Consider the following 21,869-nt stretch of genomic DNA (forward strand, 5'->3'; position numbering starts at 1 on the left):
TGACCGTAGTGCACACGACTACGGACAGCAGGAAGATCCGAACTCCTCTGCAAACCAGTCCATAACCCCAGGACAAACGTGCAGAGGAGTTCGGACATCGACATCCATTAACACGCGAATCCGGAGATCCACATGACGGGTCTGCAGGGACGCCACGCTCTTGTCACGGGCGGGACCGGCGGGATCGGACGAGCGATCGCCGAGGCGCTGGCGCACGAGGGCGCGCTCACCGTCGTGACGGGCCGGGACGCCGTCCGCGGCGCCGAGGTCGTCGGCCGCATCCGTGCACAAGGCGCAAGCGCCGAATTCGTCGAGGCCGACCTCGCCACCGGCGAGGGCATCCGGAGCTTGGCCGACGACGCGCTGGCCGCAGCGGACGGCCGCATCGACATCCTGGTCAACAACGCCGCCGACATCCCGCCGGGACTGTCGTTCCTGCAGGCGACCGAGGAACAGATCGACGCGGCCCTCGGGCTCACCATCAAAGCTCCGTTCCTGCTCACCGCCGCCCTGGTGCCAGGCATGATCGAACGCGGCGCCGGGGCAGTGGTCAACATCGGCTCGGTCAGCGGCGTCCACGGCAAGGAAGGCACCGCGCTCTACGGCGCGAGCAAGGCCGCGCTGCACTCGCTGACCAAGTCGTGGGCCGCAGAACTCGGCCCCAACGGCATACGGGTCAACGCCGTCGCGCCCGGGCCGACCGCCACAGAGCTGAACACGGCGCAGATGCCGATGTGGGAACAGGTCACCGCGAGCAGCTACCCCGCCCGCCGCCCCGGCACCGCGGCCGAAGTCGCCGCCGCCGTGGGCTTCCTCGCTGGCGACCAGGCGTCCTACATCCACGGGGTGCTGCTCCCCGTCGAGGGCGGCGCCCTGACCCGCTGAATCACTGATCGGCAACGCGAAGAGGCCCTCGCTGTCGAGGCCGTGGAACCTCTACACCCAGCGGATGTCGCCGCCCCGAGAGATCAAAGGTGAGGTGCGAAACGATCAGGCGCCGGTCTCGGTGACCTCGACTGCCCGGTCGGCGGGGATCAAAGCCATCGGCGGCTGCACCTGCCCGCACGCGACCACGCCCGCACCTACGTTCACCACCATCGACAACGGCACGGCCTACCTGGCGGTCGCCGGCGGGACCGCCGAAGTCCGCAGTCCTGGTGCAGGGCTACAGCCTCGACAAGTTCTGCAACAATCGCACCCCCGTAACGACCCCCGCGCCCGCGCGGGCGTCGTCCCCACAGCCTGCCCCTCTGCAAGTGTCATCGCAGCAGCAGCGCCAGGAGGCGACAGCGCCGGCTGGGAGTACGTCGGCGCAGCGCTGCCCGCACACCTGCAACGACCTGGGACGACCAGTTGCGGATACACCTCCGCCCCTCCCCCCTCCCTTCCAGCAGGCGGCCCTCCACATCGCCAACTACGAAGAACCGATGCAAGAAGGCAGCCGCCCAGTTCAGCTCCCCGGCACCGACAAAGCGTGGCGCTACGGCTTCTTCCGATCTACGCCGCGAGTTGACCCGCGACATGGACGGCGTCCGCACTCCCAGCGGCGTGGCGATCAATCCTATTGCATATGTGTAGCAAGTGATCATCTGGAGGCTTTCGGGGCGTCTTTCTCGGAAGGGATCACGCGGTGTCCTGGAGTTTAACTAGAGTGATCTCGATTGGGATGTCCAGTTCGCCGGATATCGCTCTGTTGAGTTCGTTCAACGCCTCCGGATTCACCAATATTTCATCGGCCAGTAAGTGGCCGGCTTCGTGATTGATGAGCCCTTCGACGGGCGGCGCTACCAGGCCACTGTCCTTGGCTGAGGCGAGTTCCGCCATCTTCGCCGGGCCACCCCACCGCGAATCAGGATTCAAAAATATAGAATCCGCGGTGGTATAAGCCAGGACATTGACTCTTAGCCGCCCCCGGCAGAAGAGGTCTCGCGACAAGATCTTCTTCGGCCAGAAGAGCTCTACGTGATCGTCCATCGTGCCACGCTCGACGCCTCGCAGGAACTCGCGCAATTCGTCGCACGACTGCTATGGGCCGAACGCCAGCGGCGCGGCACCCCGTTTGGGAGCAGGGCGCTGACCTGCTTCTGGCAGGCCGTGCTGGTGCTGCGCTGGTTCCGTGACCGTAACGATCCGACCGCGCTGAGACGCGACCATCAGGTGTCGCGGGCAACCGCCTACCGCTACATCGACGAGGTGCTCGCGGTGCTCGCCACCCAGGCCCCGGCCTGCACCAAGCACTCCAACGAGCCAAGCGGGACAAGCTGCCGCACCTGATCACGGACGGAAAACTAATCGAAAGCGACCGGTGCCGAGAAAAGACGATGAGCGTCAAAAGTGAGACCGTCGACCTGTGGTACTCCGGCAAATCCCCACGAGCACGGCGGCAACATTCAAGCGTTGTTCGCCCCCAACGGATTCCCGCTGTGGCTCTCCCACGTCGAACCCGGCTCGGTGCACGACTTGACCGCGGCCCGCGAGCACGTGCTAGGCGCCTGTACGCCGCTACCGCTCAGAACGACCTGCCGACCCTGGCCACAAAGATGCAGGCCAGGGCGTATATACACCCCAGCTAAACAACCCGCTGACGGCCAAGCCCTCGACATCGACACTCGCTCCTACAACATGCTGCTGCGTGCCTTGCGCTGCCTCGGCGAACGTGGCTTCGCACTGCTCACCCAGCGATGGCGCACGCTGCAGCACATCACCGCCAGCCGCAGAAAAATCGGCAACATCGCCAAAGCCGCCTCGTGCTCGTCCACTCCGAAACACGGCCACCTCACGTAAATTCGGTGAGATCACCTCAGAATAAATGCCGGTTGATCTGCGTTACACTGACAAGAAACCCAAAATCCCGATCACCGTCCGAAATTTCCGCGCTCATTGCGCAACAAGTGCATTTATGGCTCCTTTGCGTCATAACCGAACCCTTACCCTCTCGGCTTTTTGAAGCTTTGGATAAACACATCATCCACGTAAACACCCTCTTCTTGCAGCACATTCATGTATTGCTGCAGACACTCGAATGGTGGTTTATAGTGCCCACTGCCGTCTGTGATCACCTCGAGTCTACCCTTGATCACGCGGATCTCGACAGCTGCGGCGACAGGCTGACCGGCAAGGAAGCTGGAGTGTTGAAAACGGCCCGATTCATAGAAATTAGAGGCATACATATTTCCGAACTCGTCCATAACCGAAATGGCCGCACCCAGGGGGGTCTTGGTCGTATCAAGGAGATGACGGTTGATATCGCGGATAAGTCCCTGATCATCTACCCAGATCCGATATCTTTCGCGCTGCACAGCGTTGAGATATTCGACCGCTTTCCCTGGAAAGATCTTGTTGCCGGGTATGTCCTCTCCAATCCACCTCGCTACCAGCGGGATTGTCGGATAACGCGGCCCGCCCGTCTTGGGCGGCGGAAGCTCGGTGACCGGCTCGGAGTCGTTGTTATCGATGTCGCGGTCTACGTCGACGGCGCGGTGGTCAGAGGTGCCCTCAGGGTCGGGAGCGGGGTCGGTGGGTTCATCTGGTTGGTTGTCGTGGCCATGGGGCAGACCGTCGTGTTCGTGCGGGTCTGGACGCGGAGGGCCCTCCGTATCGGTTCCGGTTGCCGGAGCCTCCGGTTGGGATACGGCGCGGCCTGGGTCATCCGTGGATGACAGACGCTCGGGTGGCCGAGCGGGCCCTGGCGCGCGTGGTGCTTCCCCACGATGAGGACCCCCGGCGACCGCGTGTGATCGCTCGTAGCCCGACACCGGCGGCGTTACGGTCGCCGGACCCTCGGCCGAGCCAGGACGTGGTTCGAAAAGGGCGGGGTGGTTCGGCATAGATCCCGAAGCGCCGGACGAGGTCCCGTCCCTGGTTCCTGCCGCGGGACGGTCGTCTTCATACCAGGCGTAGCGCAAGCGCGCGTCTACACGTTCGGGGCGGACCGCATCGGAGATGGTCTCGTTCAGCGACTCGCCATGCTGCTCCCGCATGCGCGTCTCAGGCGAAGGATCGGATGCAGGACGTTCTGCCTCAGGTGGCTTGGCGGTCCCTGAGCGCGGTGGCTCACCACCATGAGGAACGCTCGCAACAGCGTGTGATGGTGAGGAGGCCAGAGCTGGCGCGGTTGCGGCCACCGGGCGCTCGGCCGCGCCAGGTCCTCCGACGATATCCGGCGGTGAATGAACGGCCGGTGCATCTTGGGAAGACATGGCTGAGCTTGGGTTGCCAGTCTCGTGCATGCCGGGTGGTTGGCCGGGTTCCGCGCCGGCGGATCGGCCGAGCGGCCCGTCCAGTGGAACCGGGTTTGGGGCCGGAGCGGCCGGTTCAACGGACGCCTCCGCTGCTGAGGTGGGCGGAACGGGCTCGGTGGCCGAAGGAACCACCGGAGCAATATCGCGAGCCGCGGCCCCGGAGGCCGATGGGCGAGGCTCCCCGTTTGAAACCGACGGAGACGATCCCGGGAATCGAGTGTCGACGTTGAAGTGACGGTCGATTACCTGGCCGACGGCCAACGCGAGCGGACGCGGACTCTCAGCCAACCGATACTCACAAAATGCCTCGGCTATCAGTTCATGCGCGTTCGAGGCCCCGATTTCGCTCAAGCTTCTTTTAATCATCATACTCTTTAGTGGCCCGAAGCTACCCTTAGCGAGAGGATGAAAAAGACGCGTTGCAACCAATGATCGATAGTTTTGGAGCGGGCCACTCGACCATTCCAGAAGTTGAAAGGAAGTTTGCGACCCCAGCGCCTCACCTATCGCACTTTCCAGTTCGGCGACTATTTGCGGCTGTTCACGAGCCAGCCCGAATATAATGTGACCGAGCTCATGAGTCCCAATTCCAACTACATCGACAGTGGGCAGGACATGGAAGTTTTTGAACGACTGTTCTGCGATCGGCGCCTTCAGGACATTGGGATTAAAATAGATACGCCCCCGTTCCCCTGGAAAGGCAGCGGCCAGCCGCTCGTCACCTGGCGGAAACTCACGTGTGCCGATGAACTCCAGCCGCTTGGCAACACCTGGGTATTCGGTGACCAAGGGTTTTAGAATCCGCTCATTGATATCATGTTGCGCGCGCGGGTGAATTGGCTCTGTCGCGAAGTCGACCACTGGGGCATCCGCACCGAGCGGACCGAAGATCTCGCGTCCCCGCGATGACAACTCATGCGGCGACGGGAGAGCCCCGTCCTCCCTTGCACCACCAACACCGCGAACGTCTCCCGTGCCTGCCGTAGCGGAGTCGGTGTGGGGCGCCTGGGCGTCAGCGGATGTATGCGGATACTGAGCGAGTTGTTCCGGCGTCCGGCCTGTGGCCGGGGTCGTTGCTTCAGACGCCTTTGTTGGTTGTTCGCTGCCAGGGTGGCCGGGTTTGGGGTTTTCGCCTGCTGGGCGGCTTGCCGTGGTTCTGGGGGGCCGCTCCATCGCGTGCGGGACGCCGGGGTCACGGCCACTGACGTTGGCCGCGCTCTCCGGCGCCGGCGGGGCGCCGCGCTCGTGTGCAGCCTGGGAAGGGCCGTTCGCGGAAGGGTTGTGCGTCGACGGGCCGGGTCCGGGGGTTTCGCGCGGTCCGGCGGTCATGCGTGCGGGTGGCTGACTGGTGCCGGGGCCACTCTCCATCGGGCGTCCGGACGCGGCTCTTGGAGCGTCCGATGGAGCGCTGATCGGGGGCGGCGCCGATTCAGGGGGCAGGTGCGCGTCCACGGCCTTGGGTGGGCCGGCGTGGCCGAGGGTGACGGGTTGGGCATCGTAGCGGACGGGAGGTTGATGGATGAAGGTGCGGGGAATATCGCCCGCGGCGGGCGGGATGTCGACTGAGGGCCCGGGGGCGGTGGGTTGGAGTGGTCCTGCCGCTCCCAGTGGTCCTCCTGCCGCGGCAGGTGCGGCAGCGGCGGCCGAGGCTGAGACGGCAGCGGGCGTTGCTTTGAGTGAGTCGGCCAGGTCGCGGACGTTGACCCGCGCGAACCTGTCGGCGGCGCCGGCGGCGTTGTTGAGCCGGGCCGGATCGTTCATCACCGGCGGCCGGTTGAACTTCATTCCCTTGTCGGGCATGAGCTCGCCGGCGCCGAGACTTTCGCCAGGCACATTGGTCGCACTGTCGAAGACTCGCCCTTCCACGGGGTTCAAGGAACGGGGCTTGACGATCTCGGGGACATCGATCTCGGTGAAGCCGAAACGAGGCGGCGGGACCGGCCCTGGCGGTGGTGGCACCAGCCCCGGCTCGGCCTTCTTTGGGAGCAGGCTCCCTAGATCCCGCAAACCCGCGTCGAGCTTCGTCAGCCCTTTCCCGCCTCCAAGAATCAGCATTCCGATGTTCAATACCGCACCGCCGACTGCATAAACGGGCCGGTCATGCCAATCGTCTCTGTGGATTATGGCACTTCCCAGCTTCGGCCATTGGTACTTCATGTTGTGCCACCACTGCCCGAACGTCAGATCACCGTGGTAGACACCGTTCTCGTCGATCCGCCCATCCATCCGGTTTATCAGGGTGCCGAAGTCATCCAGCATCCCCGACCAGTTATCCTTCAGCCGCCCCAGCCACTGACCAGGGGTACCGGCCGGCCCCCAGCTGTCTTCTTCGCCGTAGACGTTCGCGCCGACCGCAGCGCCCGCGTAGCTGACGAGCCCGTAGGCGAAATCGTGGCCAAGATCCCCGAGTTGCTGATACCACGGCTTGTCTCGCGTCTGCGGAGCCCCCCACGGTGTGAGTACGCCCTTCGGTGCCTCCGCCAACCCGTAAATGTAGTCACCGCGGCGTTTCAGTGCGGTGTCGGGCGCGAAATGCGTACCACCGAAAAGAGCGGTGATCTTGTTCGCACAGGCCCGCTCGGCCTCCTGATACTGCACCAGTGCCGTCCTGGCGGCATCGTTCAGCCGGTTGTTCTCCTTGACCCACACCCCGTTCTTCTGCCAGTTACCGAAATCCCCGTCCCAGTTCCCGTCGACCTTCGCACGGAAATCGGTGGCCTCCGCCCGCAGCCCGTGCAACTTGGTGACGATCGGGCGGACCTCGTCGACGAACGCCAGCAGTGCCTCACCGACGGCCTTCGCCTCATGCCCGAACTGCTCTCCCGTCACCGGGACGTCCCGCGTCGCGGCGATCAGATCCGAGGCCTCAGGCGCCCGGTAGAACGCCGACAGGCCACGCCACGCCGAATCAAGATCACCACTGGTCTTGGCGAACCGCCCCCCGACCCGTTTCAACGCACGGCCCGCGGCTTCCAGATCGGCCAGGTGAACATCCGGAACCGGAATCCTCGACGGATCGACCGGATCATCTGGGTCAAGCTTCGGAGGAGGCTTTTCTGGAACGAACGGACCATACGGAGTAACCGATGGGTCCCGGACGATCACATCGTCCGGGCCGAGCGAATCAGCCATGGCTACCCCCGGCGCACAGCCAGCAGCATGACCGGCACAGCAATCGACGGCCCAGCCCCCGTTACCATTTGCCACCCGCCTGCGGGCTGGGGGCGTCTACCGCGCGCTTCTGGGCCTTCTCCGCCATCTTGATGTCGCCATCGATATACGCCTTCGTCGCGTCTGTGGCACCCTTCACACAGCTGTGCACCTTGTGAAATGTGGCCTTCAGTTCGGGCTTGACGGCCTTGGCATATTCCCCCAGGGCGATACCTATCGGCTCGCTCAACGCGGCGGCCACGGCATCATCCACATACTGCGCGAACTGGCCGGCCTGCTTCACAAGGCCACCGTTCCCCTTGCCGTCTTCACCGGCGTAATGGGTGATGACCTTTTCCAGCACCGTTTGGACACCGATCGGATCGATGTCCCACCCGTCGATGGTCCCCCAGCCCGTCATCAGCACCCCTCTCGTGCCCCGTGACAACGACTCGCAGCTGCACCGGCTGCCGCCGACACCTCGCATACCGGACCGTCCGAAGACACCACCGTTCGTCAAGCCCCAGACCGGATCACCGGCTTGCGGCACGGAGGCCGGTGGCGGGTTGGGCGATCGACCGGACTGTCTCCGGGACGGCTTTTCCGCGCGGTCGCCGGGGTGCGCAGACGATACGAAGGAATGGGTGAATCACGATGACGCCACGGTGGGGTCCGGGCTCAGTGAATGGTTGGGATCAGGGCACGGAGGCACTGGTCGACATGGCCCGGCAAACCGAGGACCGCGGCGTTGAGCTCGCCGCGCTCATAAAGTTGCTGATTTTTGCGGCCGAGCCACTGTTCCCCAAGTTCCATGGTGCGGGCAGAGCCCCATTCGACCGGTTCAAGGAGCATGCGGATCGGCTCACCGCAGATCTGAAAGGCCACCTCAACCGGGTGAACACCGCACAGTCCGGTCTTGAGGCCACCTTTGCCGGCGGCGATCAAGAGATGGCCGACCGGGCGACCCGCAAGATGTCCGGAGCTGTCTTCGACAGAACAAAGTTCCGCCCACGCTGAGCATTACCCTTCCAGGAAGGACGTTTGACCATGACGAACAGAATCGACAAACGCAGTTTTGATATCAGCGCCTCGCGTGAGGTGCAGGACAATCTTCGAGCGATCATAAACCGACTCGAAGATTTGATCGGCTTGCGCAGCCAGAACGTGCAGGCCCTACTGGCCAACTGGGAGGCCACGGGAGTATCGGGCGAATACCATGGCAAGGAGGGCAAGTGGCTGGCTGCGGCCGACGAAACCCGAGACTTCATCACTTTGGTTAAAAAATTGCTCGAAGAAAATGACAGTATCGCTCACATGACACTGGGGAAGGCTCGCGCGATCGTCAACGATCTTTGAGTCTGATCGACTGCGCCGAATCTGATGAAAGGCGGAACCGGTGGCGCGTGACTATGACGCTCAGCTACTGGAGTCGGTAGTCGTACGTCGTCGGCGGCTCCGTGACGCGCTGATATTAGGCTCGCAGCGCAATCGCCGGGAATTCGGCGAGAGCACCATGAAGGTCGCCGTCGGCCTGTGCGTGGCTGCGGTGCTCTGCGCGGGGCTGGTCGGCGTTTCCTTCCTGCGGTCCACGTTGGACGAGCAGCAGCGCCAGCAGGAACAGCAGTCGCAGAGCCTCCCCCTCGCCGGCGGGACGGAGGTTCCCGCGAGCTGGGTGGGCGCCAAGGTGACGTTCGCCATGCTGCGGACGGCGCTCGATGAGGCGAAGGTTCCGCGCGACCTGTACGTGCTTCCCGGCCAGCCACGTCCAAGAGCAGGGGCGGTTTCGAGCTACTACGTCATCGTCAAGGAGACCGACCGCTTCTCCGGCGGTGTCGTCGAGTTCCAGAGGGGCCGGATCGGCGGCCAGTTCACTACCGAGGACGAAGCGTGCCGGTGGCTGTACGGGCAGTTGGTCGTGCGAGAGCGTCCCGCGCACCCGCTCGACGCCCGCGCCGAGCGGGCGGCCATCCAGGACGCTGCGAGCCTGGCGGCGGACGCACGGAACAAGATCGCGCAGAGTGGCCGTGCGTCCATCGCCTACCCGCTGGCGCAGGGCGCCCTGGTGGACGCGTTCGGGCAGGAGAGCGGATCGCTGCTGTTCCCGTTCGGGACGCCCTTCGCGCCGCGCGGACTGCCCGCCCGGGTTCACCTGGCCCCCGACTATCACCGCTATCGCGTCGCCCAGCCGTTCTCGGTGACCGCATCGGTCGCGGCGCTCGCCAACGGCGGCCGAGGCGGCGGCGTGCGTTTCACGGTCGACGCCGGACTGTTCCCACAGCCGCCCGTGCTGCCCACCGTCCGGTGGTTGTTGCAGACCGGATACCTGGAACGCGTCACCGGCACGGTCGTGCCCAAGTGACCTGTACGGAGGCCTCATGTCCATGTGGAGCAGGGTGACCCTGGTCGGCGAGACACGCCGGCTGGACATGGTGCTGCCCGCGCGAACGCCGGTCGGCGCGCTGATGCCCGATGTCCTGGAACTGCTGAATGACCGGGTGCTGAGCCCTCCGCGGCTGCGGCATCTGGTGACGTCCACGGGCGAGGTGCTGGATCCCGCTGTGAGCCTGGCCGACCGGCGGATTCCGGACGGCGCGGTCCTGCGCCTCGTGCACGCCGACGAGCCGCTGCCCACACCGGTGGTGCACGAGGTGCCCGAGGTCGTGGGCGACAGGATGGACGACCTTCCGGCGTCGTGGGGTCCGGAGGCGGCGCGCTGGACGTCCACCGCAGCCTTCGCCGGGCTGACGTTCGCCGCGGGGCTGACGGCATCGGCCGTGCTGCCCGCGGACGCGGCTCCCAGAGTTCTGGCCGGGGTCGCGGCCGTGCTGCTGGCGGCCGGCGCGGCGGTGGGCCGGCTCTGGCGCGAGCCCCTCGGAAGCGCGATCACCATCAGCGGAGGGGCGGTGGGCGCTCTCGCGCTGTGGGCCGCCACCGATGGCCACTGGCCGGGGGCCGGGCGCTGGGCCGGGTTGGCGGTGGTGACCGCCGTCGTCCTCGCGCTGCTGGGGGTCGCCTCGCCGCTCGGCCGTGGCGGCCTGCTCGGCGGCGGGACGGCGGCGCTGCTGGCCGCGTCGGCCGGTGTCTGCGCCGCGCTCGGGCTGGACGCAGCGCGCACCGCGGCGGTCGTGGCACTCGGATGCGTGATCCTGCTCGGCTCGATCGTACGGCTGGCGGTCTCGCTGTCCGGGCTGACGGCGCTGGACGACCGGCGCGACGCGGGCGACGCGGTGCTGCGCGGGGACGTCCTGCGGGCGCTGGACGGCGCGCACCGCAGCCTGGCCATCGCCACCATCGCAGTCTCGCTGGCGGCGGGCGCCGCTGGCCTCGGCGCGCTCACCCGGCTCGACGGCTACACCGCCGCGCTGGCGGGGCTACTGGCACTGATCCTGGCGGGCCGCGCGCGGGTGTTCCCGCTCGTGGTGGAGAAGGCCGCACTGCTGGCCGCGGCCGTCACGATCGTGGCCGGCCTGTGCGTCCGCGGTGCGGCCGAGTGCGCCTGGGGGGCCTGGCCCGCCCTGGCGGCGCTGGCGGTGGCACTGGCAGTGCCGGCCGCCGTGCTGGCGGGCGACCGGCCCGAGCATGTGCGGGCCAGGCTGCGCCTGGCGATGAACCGGATTGAAGCCCTGGCGGCGGTGGCGATCGTACCGGTGGCGATCGGCGCGTTCGGCACCTTCGAACGCCTGCTCGGCACGTTCTGAGGGGGTTCGAGTGGCTGATCGTGACCGGACCAGGTCGGCGGAGCTTCCCGAGCGCACGGTGCTCGATCCTCCCCCGCGCCGACCGTCCATCGGACCGGACGACCTCGTCCTCGGCGAGGTGCACGGCGACTCGATGCTGCGGCGCCTGCGCCATGCGGCGGCCGGACCGTTCCGGGCGGCGGAAGACGTGCAGGCCCTCACCGAGAACGGCCGCTGGATCCAGCACCCTGTCACGACCGGTCGGCGGATCGCGGTGACCGGTATTCGCGGTGGGGCCGGGAAGAGCACCGTCACCACGCTCATCGCCACGGCGTTCGCCCGCTACCGGCAGGATCGCGTACTCGCCCTGGACCTCGACCCCGAGTTCGGGTCGCTGCCCCTACGGCTGGGCGTCCGGCCCAGCAGCTCGACGACCGGCCTGACCAGGCTGGACGTGGGGACGGCCTCGTTCGAGAAGATCGAGCCGCAGCTGGAGCGGATGGGCGAACGGCTATGGGCGCTGCTGGGCCCCCGGGATGCCCTGGGACGCGGCCGGCTCGACGCCGCCGCCTACAGCGCCAAGGGACTGCCGCTCAGCCGGTTCTTCGGCGTGACGATCGCCGACTGCGGGGCCGGCATCCGCACGGACCTGCACCAAGCGGTCCTGTCCGGCACGCATGCCCAGGTACTGGTCGCTCCCGCCACGCAGGAAGGCACGGCAAGCGCCCACAGTGCCCTCGACTGGCTGCACAGAGGCCCCATGCATGACCTCGTGCGGCGCACGATCGTTGTGTTCACCGTCCACAGCCGGCCCGGCTCGCGAGCGTTCGACCTGGCGGGCGCCCGCGCGGCCCTCCGCGATACCGGGGTGGAGACGGTCCAGCTGGGTTACGACGACCATCTGGCCGTCGGCACGACCATCGATCCCGACCGTCTGGGCTATTCGACCAGGGTCTCCGCCATCGATCTCGCCGCCGCCGCGTTGCGGGCGGCGCTCCGTCCCTGACCGGCTCCGGCCGACCCTGATGGACCTTCTGAAGAACCGCCGCAGTCCAGCACGATCGTTGAGCGGCACCATCGAGCATTGAGGAGGAGCCGTGACGACCCGGGTGGTGCATCGGCCCGCGCGTACCGTCCATGCCCCGCCGGAGCGGGCCGTCCAGCAGATCGAGGCGCCGCCCGCGCTGCCGGAGTCCGGCACTCCGGGCGGTCAGCTGATGACGCTGCTGCCGATGGCCGGCATGATGTCCTCGCTCACGGTCATGACCGTGTTGCGAAACCGCGCGTTCATGGCGCTCGGTGCTGTGATGCTGGTGGTGGCGGTGCTCGCGGGCGGCATGCTGCTGATCTCGCGGCGGGGGCAGGCTGCGCGGCAGCGCCGGGGGCGCCGCGAGCGGTACCTGGACCATCTGGAAGAGCTGCGGGAGACGCTCGCCGCCGGGGAACGGGAAAGGCGTGCTGCGGCGCGGGTGCTGAACCCGCCGCCCGAGGCTCTCTACGACGTGCTGCGCGACCCGGCGCGACTGTGGGAAAGGCGGCGGCGGGACGCGGACTTCCTGCGTGTCCGCATAGGGATCGGCCTGGTACCCGGGCAGCCGCTGGAAGTAGGCGTGCAGGCGTCGGCGATGACCCCGGCGGACCCATTCATGATGGCGGAGGCGCGCGCCCTGGCCGCACGGTTCGGAACGGCCCCCGACATGCCGCTGGTCCTGCCGCTCGATATGGCTGGCGACGTCAGCGTGGTGGGCCCGCGCGAGGACGCGCTGCGGCTGCTGCGCGCGATGATCGGGCAGCTCGCCGCGTTCCACGCACCCGAGGACGTGGCCATCGCTTACGGCGGTCGGCGCGTCCCCGACTGGGACTGGCTGAAGTGGCTGCCGCACGCGCATGATCAGCGACGCCGGGACTGCGGCGCGCCGCTCCGGCTCGTCGCGACCAGCCCGCAGCGGATCGCCGCACTGCTGGCCGACGATCTGCGGGCACGCGCCGATCTCGCGGCCGAGGTGGCGCGCGGGCTCGGGACGCGCGAGGCGCTGGGCTTCCAGCGGCGCCTGGTGCTGATCCACGATACGCACGGGGAGCCGGCCTCCGAGCTCGCCCGGCCGGACCCCGGCGTTCCGGTCGCCGACCTGGCCGCGACGGTCGTGCATCTGGTGGAGCGGCGGGAGCACGAGCCCGGCGAGGTGAACATCCGGATCCTGGTTGACGGTGACCGGGTCGAGGTCACCGACCTGCGCGGTGAGGTCGCGGTGACGATGTCGGGAACCGTGGACCACGTCCCGCCGGGGATGCTGGAGGGTCTGGCCCGCATGCTGGCGCCGCTGCGGTTGTCCCGCGAGTCTGCCGAGGAATCCGCGGCGCAGGGCGGCGAGGTCGACTTCGCCTCGTTGGTCGGCCTAGAGAACCCGGCCCATGTGGATGTTGCCCGGTCGTGGGCGCCGCGATCCGAGCGCGCCTTCCTGCGGGTGCCGATCGGGCTGGACGAGGGGGGCCGGCCGGTGATCCTCGACCTGAAGGAGGCGTCGAGCCTCGGGATGGGCCCGCACGGGCTGTGCGTGGGCGCCACCGGGTCCGGCAAGAGCGAACTGCTGCGCACGCTCGTCCTTGCCCTCGCCTGCACGCACTCCCCCGAGCAGGTCAGCATGGTGCTGGTCGACTACAAGGGCGGCGCGACTTTCGCGCCCTTCGGATCGCTTCCGCACGTCGCCGGGGTCATTACCAACCTGGAGGACGACGCGGGACTCATCGAGCGTGCCTACGCCAGCCTGGCCGGCGAGGTGCAGCGCCGCCAGCAGGTGTTGCGGGATGCCGGCAACATCGCCAGCGTCGGCGACTACAACCACCTGCGCGCGGAACGGCCCGAGCTGCCCCCGCTGCCGCACCTGCTGGTCATCATCGACGAGTTCGGCGAGCTGCTCACCGCGCGGCCCGATTTCGTCGAGCTCTTCCTCTCGATCGGGCGGATCGGCCGCAGCATCGGCGTCCACCTGCTGCTGTCCAGCCAGCGGGTCGAGAGCGGCAAGCTGCGCGGCCTGGAGACCTATCTGTCGTACCGGATCGGGCTGCGCACGTTCTCCGAGGAGGAGAGCCGCACCGTCCTCGGCACGACGGACGCCTTCCACCTGCCGGCCCTACCCGGCTTCGGGTACCTCAAGGTCGACACCAGCGTCTACACGAAGTTCAAGGGCGGTTATGTATCCGGGGCCTACCGCAACCAGGCGGCGGCCGACGAGGAGCCCGTCGGGCAAGCACCGCCGGTCCACCTCTACCCGGTGCTCAACAGGAGCGAGACGGCCAGGCGCCGCACGGAGACGGAGGGGGACGGCACCGACGAGCCGAGCCTGCCGGAACGGACCACCGGGCCGACGCTGCTAGACGTGACGGTCGAGTCGCTGTCCCGGCACGGCCGCCGGGTCCAGACGATCTGGCTGCCGCCGCTGCCGTCCTTGGTCACGCTTGAGAACATCTGCGGCCCCGTCCAGGTCACCGCCGCCGGGATGCACCTGCCGGACGCCCGCGGCAAGGGGCTTGAGGTGCCGGTCGGCCTGCTGGACGACGCCCGCCGGCAGTGGCAGGACGTCTGGCGGCTCGATCTGACGGCGGCCGGCGGGCACGTCGCGATCATCGGCGGCCCGCAGACCGGGAAGACGACGCTGCTGCGCACCCTCACGCTCTCGCTGGCGCTCACCCGCTCACCCTCCGAGGTGTCGGTGTACGGGCTGGACCTCGTCGGCGGCGGGCTCCAGGCCCTGGAGGGTCTGCCCAACGTCGGCGGAATCGCGGGCCGCACCGACTACGAGCGGATCCGGCGAACGGTCGAGGAGGTCCACGGGATGCTGGAGCACCGCCAGGAGGTCTTCCGGAACCGCGGCATCGATGGGGTCGCGCGGCTGCGCCGGATGCACGCCGACGGGCTGGTGCCCGAACTGCCGTGCGCGGACGTCGTGCTCCTCGTGGACGGCTTCGGAGCCATCCGCACCGACGTCGAAGAGATCGACGACATGGTCGCCGACCTGCTGCAGCGCGGCGGCGGATACGGCGTGCACGTGGTCGCCGGAATGCTGCGCTGGAACGACGTGCGGATCGCGGCCCAGTCCACCTTCGGGCAGCGGGTCGAGCTGCGGCTGAACGACCCGTCCGACTCGACCGTGGACCGCAAGCTGGCCCAGACGATCAGCGCGGACCTGCCCGGCCGCGTCCTGACCGAGGCCAAGCTGTTCGCGCAGGTCGCTGTGCCCGCGATCGGCGGCGCGCCCGACCCGTCCGTGCTCGGCGAGGCAATGGAGTCGGCGGTCGGCAGGATCCGGGTCGCCACCGCCGGACCGGTGGCGGCGCAGGTCCGCGTCCTGCCGCACCGGCTACCCGCACATGACCTGCCCGGCCCTGCGGACGAGCCGAGGCTGGTGCCGATCGGTGTGGACGAGCGGCACCTCGCCCCGGTGTCCTTGGACCTGTTCGGCGGCGACCAGAACCTGCTCGTCCTCGGTGACGGCGGATGTGGCAAGACGAACCTGTTGCGGCTCATCGTCGAAGGCCTGATGGCCCGGCACACGCCCGGCGACGTGGTGTTCGCGGTCATGGACCCGCGCCGGACGCTGCGCGACGTCATCCCGGCGCCCTACCTCGGCGGATACGCCACCACTCCGCGCGTGTGCGCCGGGCTGGCCGCGAACGTGGCGCAAGAACTGCAGGAACGAATGCCCGACGACGTCGCCGCGGACGGCGACGGCACCGTCCCGGCGCCGCGCATCGTCATCCTGGCGGACGATTACGACCTGCTCACCACGGCCGGACAGCAGCCGCTCGCGCCGTTCCTGCCGTTCGTCGCCGGCGGCCGCGACATCGGTGTCCACTTCGTCGTCACCCGCCGCGTCGCCGGCGCGTCCCGCGGCATGTACGACCCGCTCGTCCAGGCGATGCGGGAGATCGGCACCGGCGCACTACTGATGTCCGGCGACCGCTCGGAAGGGCAACTGTTCCCCCGCGTGTACGCCGGCCCGCAGCCACCGGGACGCGGACTCTGGCTCACCCGCAGAGACGGCCCACGACTCATCCAGACGGCGCTACTGGACGAGCCGCCCGGCGTCCCCGCACCGCGGCCGTCCTCCCTCCGGGAGGCGTGATGGCCTATGCCTTGGTCGTGCTGACCCAACGTGAGCCCAACGCCCTGGACCTCGTCGACTCGATGGTGGTCGCGGACGACTCGCTGTGGGTCCGCGCCACCGGTGACGACAGGCTGGTCCACCTATGTGACGAGTCGGACCGGGTACTGGTGAGCATCGAGGAGGCACAGCGGGTCGAGGTCGAGGGCGAGGTGGAGCGACTGCTCGGAAACCGTGTCACCGCTGGACTGGCGATCCCGTACTGGTGGATGGAGGCATGGGTGCCGGACAGCGCTCCGGACGGACCCGCCGTGGCGCACCGTTTCGCCGCAGAGCTGACCTCCCGGCTGGGCGGCGCGGTGTGGCCGCCGGCGCCCCCGGAACCACCGGAGCGGGCGTGAGGGATCATCCGGCCGTCGACCTGGCCACCGAGACGAGTGTCGTCATCACGCGGGACCAGGAGATCGTGCCGATCTCGTCATGGATCACCGACGTCATGGCGCGATGCGCGGCCGAAGACCTGGTGCTCCAGGTGCTCACCCCGCACGAAAGCCGGATCACGCTGCCACTGCGGCTGGCATTGCGCGGCCCTCAGGCACGCTGGATCGTGCACGCGGAGGACGGCCACTACGAGGGGTACTCCGGGCTCCCTGTGGACTGGGACGGCACCGAGTTCGTCCCGGCCGAGCGTGCAAGGACGGACGGCCCCTCCCCCACCTTCCTGCGCGGCCCCGAAGACGCGAAACTGGGGCATCACGTCACCGTCGACCTGCGTGTCGTCCACGACGCCACGGAAGAGCTGGTATTGGGCTCGGCGGTCGAGGAGCTGGCGTTGGTCCTCGCCGGCGCCGCCCCGGCCGGATGGGGCGCCGCCGAACCGGCCGTGGCGTGCTGGGACCGGGCTGCTCTGACCGCCCTGTGCCGCCGCCGCGCACCACGTCCGACCTGGCTGGTGTTCACGGGCGGCCATGGGGAGCCGGGTCCGCCCTTTGGCGGCACAGTGCAAGTGTCACGGGTCGATACGGGTGTCAAGGAAGAGATCACGCTCGTGGTGTCCCTGCTCGACGACACCTGGTCGCCTCAGGACACCCTGGATGCCTTGGAGTCGCTGGCGGACCGGTGGGCAGGAAGCGCCGAGCTCAGCACGCTTACGGCCCACTGGATGCCGGGACGCGCTGACCTCACCTATCCGGCCCGGCTCCTGGGGTTGCCCCGTCCCCTCGCCATGGCTCTGGGCCCGGTCGGCGTCGCCGAGGCGGGCAGAGAGCGCGTGGTGTCGGCGCCGGTGGAGGGGCGACTGATCGGGGATCCGCTCGAACCAGGAGTCTGGTATCCACTGGCCGACATCACCTCCGCAACGCCATGGAACCAGCTGAGCGCCATCATCCGGCATCTCACATAAGCCGCCAGGAGGCGGCCAGACATGGCTCCGCTGGCCAACCCCGGGCCGTCGGGTACGGCCAGGTGCTTTCCACCGGCGGTTGGGCTCAAGGTGTTGGAGACGGTTGCGGCTCGAGTGCATTCCGGGACTGTCATCATCCGATGTCCCGAGGGGAAAGCAAAATGTGCCCGCCGTATTAGTCGCTCGGCGCAGTCTTGACCATTGATCGACAGCCCTCGGCGCCCAAAGGCGTGGGGCGCGCGCACGAGGAACGCGCGGAGCCCGCCGACGCAGTCCGCTAACGCTCGACGACGAAAGGCCTCACTGGATCACGCACCTGAAGCCATGACACCGTCCAGCGAGTCAGGATCACCATCCTTGCAGAAACCGAAAAATCTTCAATCCGTATCGGCCTGGATCACCCGGGCCATCCCAACACCCCGACGCACGCCGATCACGTTCTCCTACCTGACCCTCCTGTGCGTTGGCTATTATATCGTATATAAAGTAGTCCCCGTCGACATGGGGCGTCGCTTTCTTATTTCGATCAGTACAACGGTTCCGGCCATGCAGAGCCGGCCACTGATTGCATTGATCGGCAGCATGTTGGTATTAACCCCTCCACTGTGGAGCATATCGAGTTTCATGACACTCGTCGTTGGAATCGCCTGGTGCATGGGTGCGATTGAACGCCGCCACGGAACGAGCATCTGCGTTGCAGCGTTCGTCGCCGGACACGTTGGGGCGACATTGATCACCACTGGCGTCAAGATCGTGGGCATTTCGGCCCACTTTTACAACGCCCCGGTGCTGCGCGAATATGATTTCGGCCCCAGTTACGGGACCGTCGCCATAATGGCATTGACAATCCCCCTTCTTCCATCACTGGCTCGTCCGGTATGGCTCCTTGGAGGGATCTCCTATCTTTTGTATTTGGCGACATGGTATGGCCCGATACCCGACTTCACCACAGTTGGCCATCTCTCTGCGGTGGTGATAGGACTGGCTTGCGTCGCCGCGTTGCACCGAAGAAACAACAGGCCTATCACGCGGGATATGAACAAATTTGGGGCACCGGCCTCCGGCCCACCGTCGACACACAAGGCCGAGGTTCCTGGACGGGAAAGCGCACATACTTGATTGAACTCACCACAAGCGCAGAGATCGTGCACCCGGTCATTCAGGGTGAGCGGGCCGCCTCGCGCGGCGAGGCGTTCCAGCAGCGCCAGGCCCCCAGGCCAGCGCGTCGGCGTGGTAGTTGGCCGCCGGGCGGTCGTCGCCCACGTTGCCGCGGCGGGCCGCGCGCCGCGTCCCGGCGGCTCCTGTGCCTCTGGCTGCTTCCATGGTCCCGCGCGGTCACCGGGCCGAACGACCTGGACTCTGTCCGCGCCCTGTACGAGGCGCACCCGGACCGGATCGCCGCCGTGATCATGGAGCCGATCCCGCACAACGTCGGCGCCCTCGCCTCCACCTGGGAGTTCGTGGCCGGGCTCCGCGCGCTGACCACCGAGGACGGCTCGCTGCTCATCTTCGACGAGGTGATCACCGGGTTCCGGCACGCGCTCGGCGGCTACAAGCAGGTCTGCGGCGTCCTGCCCGACCTGACCACGTTCGGCGAGGCGATGGGCAACGGCAACCCGCTCGCCGGCCTCGCGGGGCCCCGCCGCATGACCGACCGCGGCTTCCTGATGCTCCCGCTTGTTCAGAAAGCGCAACCACATCTCTTCCGCCCACACCGAGCAGGACGTCGACCGCACTCTGGAAGCGGCCCGCGACGCCCTCCGCATAATCCGCGATGACGACCTCCTGACCGTGTAGTCCACCGGCCTCGCCCATCGCCGACGGCCCGCACCCGGCTCAGCCGCACGGGTTCCGAGCGGATCCCGACCGGTTCGGCCGTCCGAGGACGCGGCGGCGGTACTCGCTGGGAGACAGGCCGTAGGCGGCGCGGAAGGCGCGGGTGAAAGTGGCGTGGTCCTTGAATCCCCATCGTGCCGCGACGCGGTGGATGGGCATCAGGTCCAGGGCCGCGTCGCCGAGGTCGAGGCGGGCCCGTTCGAGGCGCTGCCGGCGGATCCACACCGCGAGTGTGATGCCGTTCGGCTGGAACAGCCGGTGCAGGGTGCTGACCGAGATATGGTGCGCGGCGGCGATGGAGCGCGGCGACAGCCCCGGATCGTCCAGATAGCGCCGCACGTACGTCTCGATGGCCGAAAGCCGGGTGGACCGCCGGGGGTTGGTGTCGAGATGGTGGGCGACCACGCCGTTCACCAGATTCGCCGCGATCTCACGAAGCCAGGGCACATCGGTCTCCCCGTATCCGCCGTCCGTGGTCGACGAGACAAGGAACTGGGCGAGCAGCGCACCGACACCCGCCTTTCCGGTCAGCGGCGCCGCCAAAAGCCGCTCGGTGTGAGGAAGCGGCGCCAGCAGGGCACGCCTCACATGGGCGAACACGAGCGTCGCGGCCTCGCCGTCGGCGACGATGCGCAGATCGAACGGCTGCCCGCTGTCGTATAACCCGAGACTCCGCACGCCCAGCACGGTTTGGCGTCCGGCCTGGCTCAGCACGATCCGGCCGCGCATGGCGAGCACGACTGAGAGCACCTCGGGGTCATGTGCGCGGATCAGCTGCGGTGTTCGCAGCACATCGACCGACGAACTCCTCACCCGCAGCAGGCTCACCCCCGCCAGATCCAGCATTCGCGCCACCAGGTGGAAGCGCCCGGGATCGTCGCTCGTCACCCGCATCGGATACGAACTGGAGACCTGGAAGGCGTTGAATTCGGTCAGCCGCCGCTCCGGCGCGTGTTCGTCGCTGCAGAAGACCGTTCGCATCATCGTTTCTCCGTGGGCTCCTCGGGAGGCACCGGTCTGCTCGTGTCCCTGACCTACCGCGCTGCCGCCTGCAGAAGGCCGCCATGTGACGTCGACGCGGGCGCTCCCCGGACTACGGGGACGGCAACAGTTCGCCCTGGCCGACGGTGACGGCGTGCCCGCCGACCTGGACGCGGTCGTCCTCCACGGCGAGCGCGAGCCGCCCGCGCCGGGCGGACGCCTGGACGGCCTCCAGCCGGGCCCGTCCGAGCCGGGCCGCCCAGAACGGGCCGAGGACGGCGTGTGCCGAACCGGTCACATGATCCTCGTCCAGCCCATGGGCGGGGACGAACACCCGGGAGGTGAAGTCGGCGTCCGCGCCGCCCGGCGCGGTCACGATCACGCGGCTGACCGGCAGCCGCAGGATCCGCGGGATGTCCGGCCGGACAGCCTCCACCTGCGCGGGTGTGTCGAGCATGACGACGTACTCGGTGTCGTTGCGCGCGAATCCGCCGGCGGCGGGAAGCCCGAGTGCGTCGAGCACGTCATTGGGAGCCTCTCCCTCGGTCACAGGCACGGCCGGAAAGTCGAGCCAGATGCGCGTCTCGCGGCGGCGCGCCGTCAGGGTTCCGTGGCCATGGCGGAAGACGATCTCGTCATGGCCGAGCGCGTGCGCGGCGGCCAGGGTGGCGTGGCCGCACAGCGGCAGCTCGGACGAGGGCGTGAACCAGCGGATGCTCCAGGCGTCCGGCCGCCGCCACACGAACGCGCTGGTGGGCTGGTGCAACTCGGCGGCGATCGCCTGCATCCAGGTCCGGTCCGCGGGGCCGTCGAGGATGACGATGTTCGCCGGGTTGCCGGCGAAGGGACGCTCGGTGAAGGCGTCGATGAGGAACCATGAGCTCATGCGGTCGCCTTGCGGGTTACGACCACGACGTAACGGCATTTCTCGGCGGTGTCGTTGACGAACTCGCGGGCCTGGGGTTCCCCGAGCTCGAACGTGTCCCCGGAGGAGAGACGATGGGCGGCCGCCCCGTCGACCAAAGTCAGCTCGCCGTCCAGGACCCAGATGAGCTGGGCGATGAACGCGTAGCTGCCCGCCGGCATCGGCACCCGGGCGCCCGCCGGCAGCACGATCTCGGTGACGTCGACGGGGAAGCCCGGCGTCGATATCTGGCGCCGGAGGTAGCCGGTGTCGGGATCGGTCCAGCGCGGGGTGTCGGCGGCGCGCCGTACCCGGCCGGCGGCGGCGCCGTCCGCGGGCGACAGCAGCGCGGTCATGCTCAGCTCCAGCGCGGCGGAGAGCTTGCCGAGGACGACGGCGGTCGGGTTGCTCTCGCCGCGCTCGATCTTGCTGATCATCGCGCGGGACACGCCGGAGGCGTCCGCAAACCGGGCCAGCGACCAGCCGCGCCGGGCCCGCTCCGCCTTGACCCGCCGTCCGAGGGCGTTCGAGCCCTCCATCAAAGTGGACATGGCTTCACCCTAGGATTCGAGGTCG

The 21,869-nt window shown here is 68.0% G+C and carries 19 protein-coding genes; 13 read left to right on the plus strand and 6 right to left on the minus strand.

Going from position 1 to position 21,869, the window contains the following annotated elements:
• The first annotated feature begins 132 nt into the window (after window positions 1-132).
• Window positions 133-885 carry an SDR family NAD(P)-dependent oxidoreductase gene (locus F9B16_RS02420; RefSeq protein ID WP_151538143.1) on the plus strand — a complete coding sequence of 251 codons (753 nt, stop codon included), beginning with the start codon at window positions 133-135 and terminating at the stop codon, window positions 883-885.
• 738 nt (window positions 886-1,623) lie between these two features.
• On the opposite strand, the gene F9B16_RS02425 is transcribed toward F9B16_RS02420, so the two are convergent.
• Window positions 1,624-1,974 (minus strand): hypothetical protein, encoded by a 351-nt coding sequence (locus F9B16_RS02425; protein WP_151538144.1) that lies wholly within the window; start codon window positions 1,972-1,974, stop codon window positions 1,624-1,626.
• On the opposite strand from F9B16_RS02425, the gene F9B16_RS52330 reads away from it, so the two are divergent.
• Window positions 1,963-2,274, plus strand: a complete 312-nt coding sequence (locus F9B16_RS52330) for a hypothetical protein (RefSeq protein WP_225991279.1) — start codon at window positions 1,963-1,965, stop codon at window positions 2,272-2,274. The genes F9B16_RS02425 and F9B16_RS52330 overlap by 12 nt on opposite strands.
• Before the next feature lie 60 nt (window positions 2,275-2,334).
• Complete coding sequence (locus F9B16_RS52335; RefSeq protein ID WP_225991280.1) at window positions 2,335-2,784, plus strand: transposase family protein; 450 nt, start codon at window positions 2,335-2,337, stop codon at window positions 2,782-2,784.
• A gap of 143 nt (window positions 2,785-2,927) precedes the next feature.
• On the opposite strand, the gene F9B16_RS02435 is transcribed toward F9B16_RS52335, so the two are convergent.
• Window positions 2,928-7,373, minus strand: a complete 4,446-nt coding sequence (locus tag F9B16_RS02435) for a hypothetical protein (RefSeq protein ID WP_151538145.1) — start codon at window positions 7,371-7,373, stop codon at window positions 2,928-2,930.
• Between the two features lie 61 nt (window positions 7,374-7,434).
• The gene (locus tag F9B16_RS02440; RefSeq protein WP_151538146.1) at window positions 7,435-7,812 is read right to left on the minus strand and encodes a DUF6507 family protein; all 378 of its coding nucleotides are present in this window, start codon (window positions 7,810-7,812) and stop codon (window positions 7,435-7,437) included.
• A 233-nt stretch (window positions 7,813-8,045) separates the two neighbouring features.
• Here F9B16_RS02440 and F9B16_RS02445 point away from each other — a divergent pair, with 233 nt between their 5' ends.
• The 10 genes from F9B16_RS02445 (at window position 8,046) to F9B16_RS02485 (ending at window position 19,350) form a co-directional block, all read left to right on the plus strand.
• Window positions 8,046-8,408, plus strand: a complete 363-nt coding sequence (locus F9B16_RS02445; RefSeq protein WP_225991281.1) for a hypothetical protein — start codon at window positions 8,046-8,048, stop codon at window positions 8,406-8,408.
• A 30-nt stretch (window positions 8,409-8,438) separates the two neighbouring features.
• Window positions 8,439-8,747, plus strand: a complete 309-nt coding sequence (locus F9B16_RS02450) for a pore-forming ESAT-6 family protein (RefSeq protein ID WP_151538147.1) — start codon at window positions 8,439-8,441, stop codon at window positions 8,745-8,747.
• A 40-nt stretch (window positions 8,748-8,787) separates the two neighbouring features.
• A complete protein-coding gene (locus F9B16_RS02455) occupies window positions 8,788-9,750 on the plus strand; it encodes a TNT domain-containing protein (RefSeq protein WP_151538148.1) in 963 nt (320 codons plus the stop codon).
• 16 nt (window positions 9,751-9,766) lie between these two features.
• Window positions 9,767-11,089: a type VII secretion integral membrane protein EccD gene (eccD, locus tag F9B16_RS02460; RefSeq protein ID WP_151538149.1), complete on the plus strand. Its 1,323-nt coding sequence runs from the start codon at window positions 9,767-9,769 to the stop codon at window positions 11,087-11,089.
• Window positions 11,090-11,099: 10 nt separating this feature from the next.
• Window positions 11,100-12,074: a nucleotide-binding protein gene (locus tag F9B16_RS02465; protein ID WP_151538150.1), complete on the plus strand. Its 975-nt coding sequence runs from the start codon at window positions 11,100-11,102 to the stop codon at window positions 12,072-12,074.
• Between the two features lie 91 nt (window positions 12,075-12,165).
• On the plus strand, window positions 12,166-16,191 hold the full coding sequence (gene eccCa / locus F9B16_RS02470) for a type VII secretion protein EccCa (protein ID WP_151538151.1): 4,026 nt from the start codon (window positions 12,166-12,168) through the stop codon (window positions 16,189-16,191).
• The gene (locus F9B16_RS02475; RefSeq protein WP_151538152.1) at window positions 16,191-16,571 is read left to right on the plus strand and encodes a hypothetical protein; all 381 of its coding nucleotides are present in this window, start codon (window positions 16,191-16,193) and stop codon (window positions 16,569-16,571) included. The genes eccCa and F9B16_RS02475 overlap by 1 nt, the downstream gene beginning before the upstream one ends.
• Window positions 16,568-17,572: a DUF6177 family protein gene (locus F9B16_RS02480; protein WP_151538153.1), complete on the plus strand. Its 1,005-nt coding sequence runs from the start codon at window positions 16,568-16,570 to the stop codon at window positions 17,570-17,572. The genes F9B16_RS02475 and F9B16_RS02480 overlap by 4 nt, the downstream gene beginning before the upstream one ends.
• 357 nt (window positions 17,573-17,929) lie before the next feature.
• The gene (locus tag F9B16_RS52340; RefSeq protein WP_225991282.1) at window positions 17,930-18,691 is read left to right on the plus strand and encodes a rhomboid-like protein; all 762 of its coding nucleotides are present in this window, start codon (window positions 17,930-17,932) and stop codon (window positions 18,689-18,691) included.
• A gap of 26 nt (window positions 18,692-18,717) precedes the next feature.
• Entirely contained in the window at window positions 18,718-19,350 is a 633-nt protein-coding gene (locus tag F9B16_RS02485) for an aminotransferase class III-fold pyridoxal phosphate-dependent enzyme (protein ID WP_225991290.1), read from the plus strand.
• Between the two features lie 58 nt (window positions 19,351-19,408).
• Here F9B16_RS02485 and F9B16_RS02490 read toward each other — a convergent pair whose 3' ends face one another.
• The 3 genes from F9B16_RS02490 to F9B16_RS02500 form a co-directional block, all read right to left on the minus strand.
• Window positions 19,409-20,392: an AraC-like ligand-binding domain-containing protein gene (locus tag F9B16_RS02490; protein ID WP_151538155.1), complete on the minus strand. Its 984-nt coding sequence runs from the start codon at window positions 20,390-20,392 to the stop codon at window positions 19,409-19,411.
• A gap of 109 nt (window positions 20,393-20,501) precedes the next feature.
• Complete coding sequence (locus F9B16_RS02495) at window positions 20,502-21,275, minus strand: PhzF family phenazine biosynthesis protein (protein ID WP_151538156.1); 774 nt, start codon at window positions 21,273-21,275, stop codon at window positions 20,502-20,504.
• On the minus strand, window positions 21,272-21,844 hold the full coding sequence (locus F9B16_RS02500) for a helix-turn-helix domain-containing protein (RefSeq protein WP_151538157.1): 573 nt from the start codon (window positions 21,842-21,844) through the stop codon (window positions 21,272-21,274). The genes F9B16_RS02495 and F9B16_RS02500 overlap by 4 nt, the downstream gene beginning before the upstream one ends.
• Window positions 21,845-21,869: the final 25 nt, after the last annotated feature.

The sequence above is a fragment of the Actinomadura montaniterrae genome, from assembly GCF_008923365.1.
Lineage (GTDB): Bacteria > Actinomycetota > Actinomycetes > Streptosporangiales > Streptosporangiaceae > Spirillospora > Spirillospora montaniterrae.

Excerpts from the sequence above, each read along its gene's own strand:
- F9B16_RS02420 (WP_151538143.1), top strand. The coding sequence starts at position 133 with ATGACGGGTCTGCAGGGACGCCACGCTCTTGTCACGGGCGGGACCGGC.
- F9B16_RS02425 (WP_151538144.1), bottom strand. The coding sequence starts at position 1,974 with ATGGACGATCACGTAGAGCTCTTCTGGCCGAAGAAGATCTTGTCGCGA.
- F9B16_RS02435 (WP_151538145.1), bottom strand. The coding sequence starts at position 7,373 with ATGGCTGATTCGCTCGGCCCGGACGATGTGATCGTCCGGGACCCATCG.
- F9B16_RS02440 (WP_151538146.1), bottom strand. The coding sequence starts at position 7,812 with ATGACGGGCTGGGGGACCATCGACGGGTGGGACATCGATCCGATCGGT.
- F9B16_RS02445 (WP_225991281.1), top strand. The coding sequence starts at position 8,046 with ATGACGCCACGGTGGGGTCCGGGCTCAGTGAATGGTTGGGATCAGGGC.
- F9B16_RS02450 (WP_151538147.1), top strand. The coding sequence starts at position 8,439 with ATGACGAACAGAATCGACAAACGCAGTTTTGATATCAGCGCCTCGCGT.
- eccD (WP_151538149.1), top strand. The coding sequence starts at position 9,767 with ATGTCCATGTGGAGCAGGGTGACCCTGGTCGGCGAGACACGCCGGCTG.
- F9B16_RS02475 (WP_151538152.1), top strand. The coding sequence starts at position 16,191 with ATGGCCTATGCCTTGGTCGTGCTGACCCAACGTGAGCCCAACGCCCTG.
- F9B16_RS02490 (WP_151538155.1), bottom strand. The coding sequence starts at position 20,392 with ATGATGCGAACGGTCTTCTGCAGCGACGAACACGCGCCGGAGCGGCGG.
- F9B16_RS02495 (WP_151538156.1), bottom strand. The coding sequence starts at position 21,275 with ATGAGCTCATGGTTCCTCATCGACGCCTTCACCGAGCGTCCCTTCGCC.
- F9B16_RS02500 (WP_151538157.1), bottom strand. The coding sequence starts at position 21,844 with ATGTCCACTTTGATGGAGGGCTCGAACGCCCTCGGACGGCGGGTCAAG.